General features: G+C 40.6%; 4 protein-coding genes. 3 read left to right on the top strand and 1 reads right to left on the bottom strand.

Annotated elements, in window-relative coordinates:
• Positions 1–34: 34 nt before the first annotated feature.
• Positions 35–2851 (top strand): TIM-barrel domain-containing protein, encoded by a 2817-nt coding sequence (locus AC1DND_RS14400; protein ID WP_477582565.1) that lies wholly within the window; start codon positions 35–37, stop codon positions 2849–2851.
• Positions 2852–3266: 415 nt separating this feature from the next.
• Positions 3267–5465: a beta-glucosidase gene (locus AC1DND_RS14395; RefSeq protein WP_477582564.1), complete on the top strand. Its 2199-nt coding sequence runs from the start codon at positions 3267–3269 to the stop codon at positions 5463–5465.
• Positions 5466–5883: 418 nt separating this feature from the next.
• Here the strand turns inward: AC1DND_RS14395 and AC1DND_RS14390 are convergent, their stop codons facing one another.
• On the bottom strand, positions 5884–6462 hold the full coding sequence (locus AC1DND_RS14390; RefSeq protein WP_477582562.1) for a hypothetical protein: 579 nt from the start codon (positions 6460–6462) through the stop codon (positions 5884–5886).
• Between the two features lie 266 nt (positions 6463–6728).
• Between AC1DND_RS14390 and AC1DND_RS14385 the strand changes: the two genes are divergently transcribed.
• On the top strand, positions 6729–7374 hold a 646-nt coding region (locus tag AC1DND_RS14385), incomplete at its 3' end, for a LytR/AlgR family response regulator transcription factor (RefSeq protein WP_477582561.1).

Raw genomic sequence — 7374 nt, 5'->3', positions numbered from 1 at the left:
ACCATATTCTAACCAATTAATTCTTTGTTCCGTTATGAAACGATTCTCTTTCTTTATTATATTTTTATTTGTTGCTGGGAGACTGCTTGCTGCTGAAGCTGTTGAGACGCTGGAGAATGGAATGAAGGTACACCCCAAGGGAGGAGCTGCCAAAACTATTGAAATAAATGTGATCAACAGCCGTATTGTTAGGGTACAGGCTTCACCCGAAAGCACTATTCCCCAGGTTACAAGCCTTTGCGTAGTAGCTGGGCTGACTCCGACAGTACCTTTCAAAGTAACAGGAAATGCAGAATTTGCCCAACTCTCTACCCAGGAACTTACCGTTAAGGTTTCCCTTGTTACAGGTAAGGTTTCATTTACTGATAAATTTGGAAAAGTAGTACTACAGGAGGCAAAAAGAAGTTTTAGTCCTATTAATGTTGAAAACGATAAAGGATATACCATGCAACAGGTCTTCTCGGGTACTCCAGGCGAGGCCATTTATGGGCTCGGACAGCATCAGTCTGACGATTTTAACTATAAACATAAAAGCGAAGACCTCTTCCAGTACAATACGAAAGTGGCGGTGCCATTCATCATGTCTACAAATAACTATGGGGTATTGTGGGATAATTATTCGCAGAGTAAATACGGCGATCCCCGAGATTATAAAGACCTGAACCAGTTTACCCTCTTTAATAAACAAGGCAAAAAAGGTTTCCTTACCGCTACGTATAATCAAAAAAATAACGCGCCTATTATCCGTCAGGAGTCGGCAATCGACTATGAAAACCTCACAACTGTGAAGAAATTTCCTGCAGATTTTAATTTTAACAATGGTTCTGTAGTGTGGGAAGGAGAAATTCTTGCCAACCAAACTGATATTTACAAGTTTAGTCTTTATTATGCAGGTTATACCAAAGTATGGCTTGATGGAAAATTGGTAGTACCGGAGCGTTGGAGAACTTCATGGAATCCGAATACTTATCGGTTTCCTTTCTCGCTAACAAAGGGAAAACGCACCAAAATAAGACTAGAATGGAAACCCGATGGAGGTGTTTCCTATGTTGGCCTTAAAGCACTTTCTTCATCTCCGATAGAAAAAAACGGTAATATATCCTTTTGGTCAGAAATGGGCGATAAGATGGATTATTATTTCGTGGCCGGCAAAAACATGGACGATGTAATCAGTGGTTACCGCACCCTGACTGGCAAGGCGAGTATTATGCCCAAATGGGCAATGGGTTTTTGGCAGAGCCGTGAGCGTTACAAAACCCAGGATGAACTATTAAACGTTGTAAGTGAATACCGGAAGCGTAAGATTCCGCTTGATAATATTGTGCTTGATTGGAATTATTGGCCCGAAAATGCCTGGGGAAGCCATCAGTTTGACCTGAAACGGTTTCCTGATGCCAAAGGAATGGTAGACTCCGTGCATAAAGAAAATGCAAATATCATGATATCGGTATGGCCAAAATTCTATGCTACAACAGATCATTTTAAACAATTTAAGCAAAAAGGATGGATGTATATGCAGGCAGTGCAGGATAGTGTACGCGATTGGATAGGCCCGGGTTATGTAGGATCTTTCTACGATGCCTACAGCCCCGATGCGCAAAAACTTTTTTGGAAACAGATGAAAGAAAACCTTTACGTAAAGGGATTCGATGCCTGGTGGATGGATGCTTCTGAGCCCAACATTCGTGATTGTACCGACATGGACTACCGCAAGAAACTGTGCGGGCCTACCGCGCTGGGTTCTTCTACAAAATACTTTAATGCATATGCACTGATGAACGCCAACGCTATTTATAACGGGCAGCGTGAAGCGGATAATAACAAACGGGTATTTCTGTTAACGCGATCTGGTTTTGCGGGTTTACAAAGGTATTCTACCGCTACCTGGAGTGGCGATATCGCCTCAAGATGGGAAGACCTAAAAGCACAGATTCCTGCCGGGCTTAATTTTGCAATGTCGGGTATTCCGTTCTGGACAATGGATATTGGCGGCTTCTGTGTGGAGAAACGTTATGGAGATGGCCAGCTTATTTTTGACGAGACTGGCAATGAGAATGCTGACCTGAAAGAATGGCGTGAGTTAAATTTGCGTTGGTTCCAGTTTGGGGCATTTTGCCCACTGTTCCGCAGTCATGGCCAGTTTCCTTACCGCGAAATCTATAACCTTGCTCCAGAAGGCCATCCGGTTTACAAAAGTCTGGTTTATTACGATGAATTACGCTACCGCTTAATGCCTTACATCTATTCGTTGGCAGGAATGGCGTATCATAAGGATTATACCCTGATGAGATCGCTCGCAATGGATTATACTGCCGATAAACAAACTTATGGCGTGAGTGATCAGTTCCTTTTGGGTTCAGGCTTGATGGTTTGTCCTGTTTATAGTTACAAAGCACGTAGCCGCGAAGTTTATTTTCCGGCAGGAAACAAATGGTATGATTTCTATACAGGAAAGCAGATTGAAGGCGGCCAAAAGTTGAATATAGAAGCACCACTTGAGCGTATTCCTCTTTTTGTTCCTGCAGGTACTATTTTGCCTGTTGGTGATGTGATGCAATATACTTCAGAAAAGAAAGCTGATGATATAGAGATCAGGGTTTACAAAGGTAAAGATGGAAAGTTCAGTTTATACGAAGACGAAGGAAACAACTATAATTACGAAAAGGGTGCATTTTCAACGATCAATTTTGAGTACAACCATGCCGATGGTACGCTAACAATCGGCAATCGTGAGGGTACTTACGAAGGGATGTTAACCAAAAGAATTTTTAGAGTGATTGCCATTGGTAATACAGCTGAAGAGGCTAAAGTTGTTCAATACAATGGTGCTAAAACAGTGGTGAAACTCTGAAGACTTGATTAATAAGCAAATGCGTTGCCATAATTTTGTTTTTTTGTTTAAATCCATGTTCAAACCTAGCAGATTAGCAGCATTGGCACCTCATTTTGAGCTAAATTGAGCTAAAATGGGCCGTCATAATCGTGGCAGGCAGTGCAAGTGCTTGGCCGCTTGTGGCGCACTGCTTAAGGGCAGCATAACCGTAAGCGGTGGCGCTATTCTGCGAATACAAGCTCTGGCTTTACCTTTTAGGTAAAGAAAAGGTAACCCCGGGGTAAGCTTGGGGTTAACCTGGTAGCAACAAAGGGTAAAGAACAGGTAAAGCAGGGGTAATCAAAAACAGCCCTTTTGCTGGCTTTCCAGGTAGGCAACCAGTAAATCTTTCAGGCAAAAACGATAAAAACTAAACACAAAAGAATATAATTTAATGAAATCGATATTTTTAACTATAGTAGCAACAGGAGCCTGGTTAATGGTTAACGCGCAACAAAAGCTGCCAGTTTACCTTGATATAAATAAACCCATAGAAGAGCGGGTTGAAAATGCACTTTCAGCAATGACCACCGAAGAAAAAGTGTCGCTTTGTTATGCCCAGTCTAAGTTTAGTTCAAAAGGCGTACCCCGCTTAGGAATTCCTGAAGTTTGGACGGATGATGGCCCCCACGGTATCCGTGAGGAAGTTTTATGGGATGAATGGGGCGGGGCCAACTGGACAAATGATTCTTGTACGGCCTTTCCTGCGCTTACCTGTCTGTCGGCTTCCTTTAATCCTAAATTATCGCTGCTTTATGGCAAGTCAATAGGAGAAGAGGCGCGTTACCGCAATAAAACCGTTTTGTTAGGCCCTGGGGTAAACATTTACCGTACACCATTAAACGGGCGTAATTTTGAATATCTGGGTGAAGATCCTTATCTCAGTTCACGTATGGTGGTGCCTTATATACAGGGTGTTCAATCCATTGGCGTAGCAGCATGTGTAAAACATTTTGCACTGAATAACCAGGAAGAATGGCGCGGGCATATCAATGTTGATCTGAGCGACCGTGCATTATATGAAATTTATTTACCTGCTTTTAAGGCCGCAGTGCAAGAAGGGAAAGCCTGGTCTATTATGGGTTCTTACAATCAGTTTAGAGGCGAGCATTGCTGCCACAATGATCTGCTTTTGAATAAAATCTTAAAAAAAGACTGGARATTTGATGGTGTGGTGATTAGCGACTGGGGAGGTGTTCATAGCACCGATCAGGCGGTTAACAACGGGCTGGATCTCGAAATGGGTACCTACACCGATGGTTTAACAACTAAGGGAAAGTTTCCTTACTCGGATTACTATCTGGCCAATCCGTTCCTTAAAGGCATAAAAGAGGGGAAATATGATATCGCTTTGCTTAATGATAAAGCCCGCCGGATATTACGTTTGATTTTCCGTACCACCATGAGCGCCAACAGGCCCTTTGGCCGTTTCGTTTCTCCCGAACACAGTGAAGCAGCCCGTAAAATAGCTCAGGAAGGCATTGTGCTTTTAAAGAATGATAAACAGTTTTTTCCTGTTACAAACGGTAAATTCAAAAAGATTGCTGTTATAGGTGAAAATGCCGATCGCAGTCTGGTAATCGGCGGTGGATCATCATCACTGAAGGTGGCTTATGAAAAATCGCCATTGGATGGGTTGATTGCTAAATATGGGAAAGACCATATAACATACAGTCTTGGATATGCTTCGGGGCCATCAATGTACGGACGTGAAGAACCATCCAAGCTAAATGCTGATTCTTTGATGGATGCGGCAATCGAAGTTGCTAAACATGCCGACATTGTATTCTTTATCGGAGGACTGAATAAAAACCACTTTCAGGATTGTGAAGGTGGTGACCGTAAATCGTTAAGTCTTCCTTTCGGCCAGGATAAACTGATTGATGCTTTATTGAAAGTAAATAAAAACATGGCTGTGGTACTGCTTAGTGGTAATGCAGTATCGATGCCTTGGGTAGATAAGGTGCCAGCCATTATTCAGGGATGGTATCTTGGTTCAGAGGCTGGATCTGCATTGGCTGATGTTATTTCGGGGGAGGTAAACCCTTCTGGTAAGCTGCCATTCTCTTTTCCAAAAAAGCTGGAAGATAACGGTGCACATTTTTACGGTAAAATTTCCTATCCTGGAGATAGTATTAACCAATATTACAAGGAAGATATTTTGGTCGGCTACCGTTGGTTTGATACAAAAAAAATAGTGCCTCAATACGCCTTCGGATACGGCCTTTCTTACACCAGCTTTAATTTAGGCACTCTTTCTGCAGATAAATCGGTTTATAGTAAAAACGATATCATCAAGGTCAGGTTTACTATTAAGAACACAGGAGCACGCTATGGGGCTGAGGTTGCTCAGTTGTATATGAACGATCCTGTTTGCAGCGTACCTCGCCCGGTAAAAGAGCTGAAAGCCTTTGAAAAAGTGTTCCTGCAGCCAGGGGAAACGAAAGTTGTTGAAATGGATGTAAAAGTGTCAGATCTTGCCTTCTATGATGAAAGTAAAAAGGATTGGAACGTTGAACCTGGAGACTTTATCCTGCAGCTTGGAAATTCATCCAATAATATTTCCCAGAAACTGAAGATAACTGTTAAATAGCCGGCAGAGAAGAAGAACGTAAAATAAAACAGTATTATTTGGAGAGAAATGAGATTGTATCATAAAGGCAACTCCATCTCAGATGCTGTCATGTTGAGCTTGTCGAAACACCTTAATGGGTATTTAAACAAGTCCTTCGACAAGCTATCAATGACAGACTTCCATGGAAAGCTCGTCATTGCGAGGTACGAAGCAATCTTAATGCGCACGCTGGTAGCGATCGTTGTAAGATTGCTTCGTCGGCTGAAAAAGCCTTCTCGCAATGACGATTCCTCGCAGCTTAAAATAGGATAAAAACCCCTTATGTCATTAATATTAATTTTCATAAAATAAATTATCCTTCAGGATGACAAATCTATATTTATGATACAACCTCATCCTTCCTGCTATCAATCTTTAATATGCTGCTATCGTTACTTTATCTAAATATTTTTTGGACGGCCAGTTGAACCTTAGCTGCGTCATTTTCGATGGTTTTTTTGATAGACTCGTCAAATGAAGGAGGGAAATCTGCTGTAACGGAGATCAGCTGTGCATGATTGGTCACAGTAAGTTCAAAGGCATGACTCCCGAACTTAAATTTGCTTTTTATTTTGTCTGCCTGTTTTTCAATTGCCTTAGAAAATTCATAGCTGTTGCTGATTTCGTCAAAATGATCCTTTACTGCATGGAAGATCAGGTGTGTTTCTACATCCAATTCGTTGATGATCACCCTGGCATTCAACAGCTCTTGTGCTGTTTTTCCTTCAGCTCCTTCCTGTAGGTTCTTCAAAGAGGGAAGCAAGTCTTCACTGAAGATGATATCTTTAGGATCGTTAATGAAAATTGTTGAAGGATTACCGTTTTCATCCATTCGCTGTTGAAGGTATATCGTGTCATTGCCGTCCTTAAGTTCTACGCTAGCTGGGGCAATATATTCTGTTTTAATGTCGGTAATGGTGTTTTTGATGAGCTTAACAACATATGCCAACACAGGGTAATCTGTAATATCGTTCATTGTTTCTTTTTTACAAATGTACGGCTTAGTTGAAGTGATATAAAGCGCCTATGGAAAACGAATTGATAATTTTGTTGTAAAGTGATCAACAAGAGGTAATTAATTTTTTCTTTGGCGAGACGCTGAGGTCCATCATTCATTTTACACCATTCAATCACTGAAAATATTAGCAAAATTTAATATTGTGGGTAATTTTATTCAAAGTTTTTTTTGATGTGCAGACTGTAATTTTTTTGCTATGTTTATACATCTAATCCGCTAATCGTATGAGAGTCCCGTTATCTTGTATTGTTGTCGATGATTCTGACTTAGATAGGAAGTCTGTTGAAAATGAAATAGATAGGTGTTCAGATTTAAAATTAGTTGGAAGTTTTGACAACTGTATTGAAGCATTGAGTTTTTTCAATGCGCACCATCCAGATATTCTGTTTGTGGATATAGATATGCCTGATATTAATGGACTCGAATTTATCAGAACCATTAACAATACCAGTACCATTAATGTTATTATTTCGGCTCACCCTGAGTATGCATTAGAAGGTTTTTTGCTCAAGGTTTTTGATTTCATTTTAAAGCCTGTAGAAAGCGATCGATTTGATGTATGTATGAAGCGCTTAACTGATTTTGTTATCCTTAAAGAGAAGGCGGAGTTATATGATATTTTATTCGAAAATGAAAATGTTATCTTTAAGGAGGGGTATGCTACGGTTAAACTAAATGTAAATGAGATTATTTATTTAGAGGCTTTTGGCGATTATACGAAAGTTGTTACTTCAAATAAAAACTATCTAACTTTAACTACCTTGAGTGCATTTCTAGAGTCGTTGCCTAGCGGCAAATTTATCCGTATTCATCGAAGCTACGTGGTTTCTATTAATAAAATTCAAGGTACGAGTTTAAAAAGTATTGATA

This window comes from Pedobacter sp. 01N416 (assembly GCF_056399685.1).
This window is presented reverse-complemented; position numbering and strand designations above follow the sequence as displayed.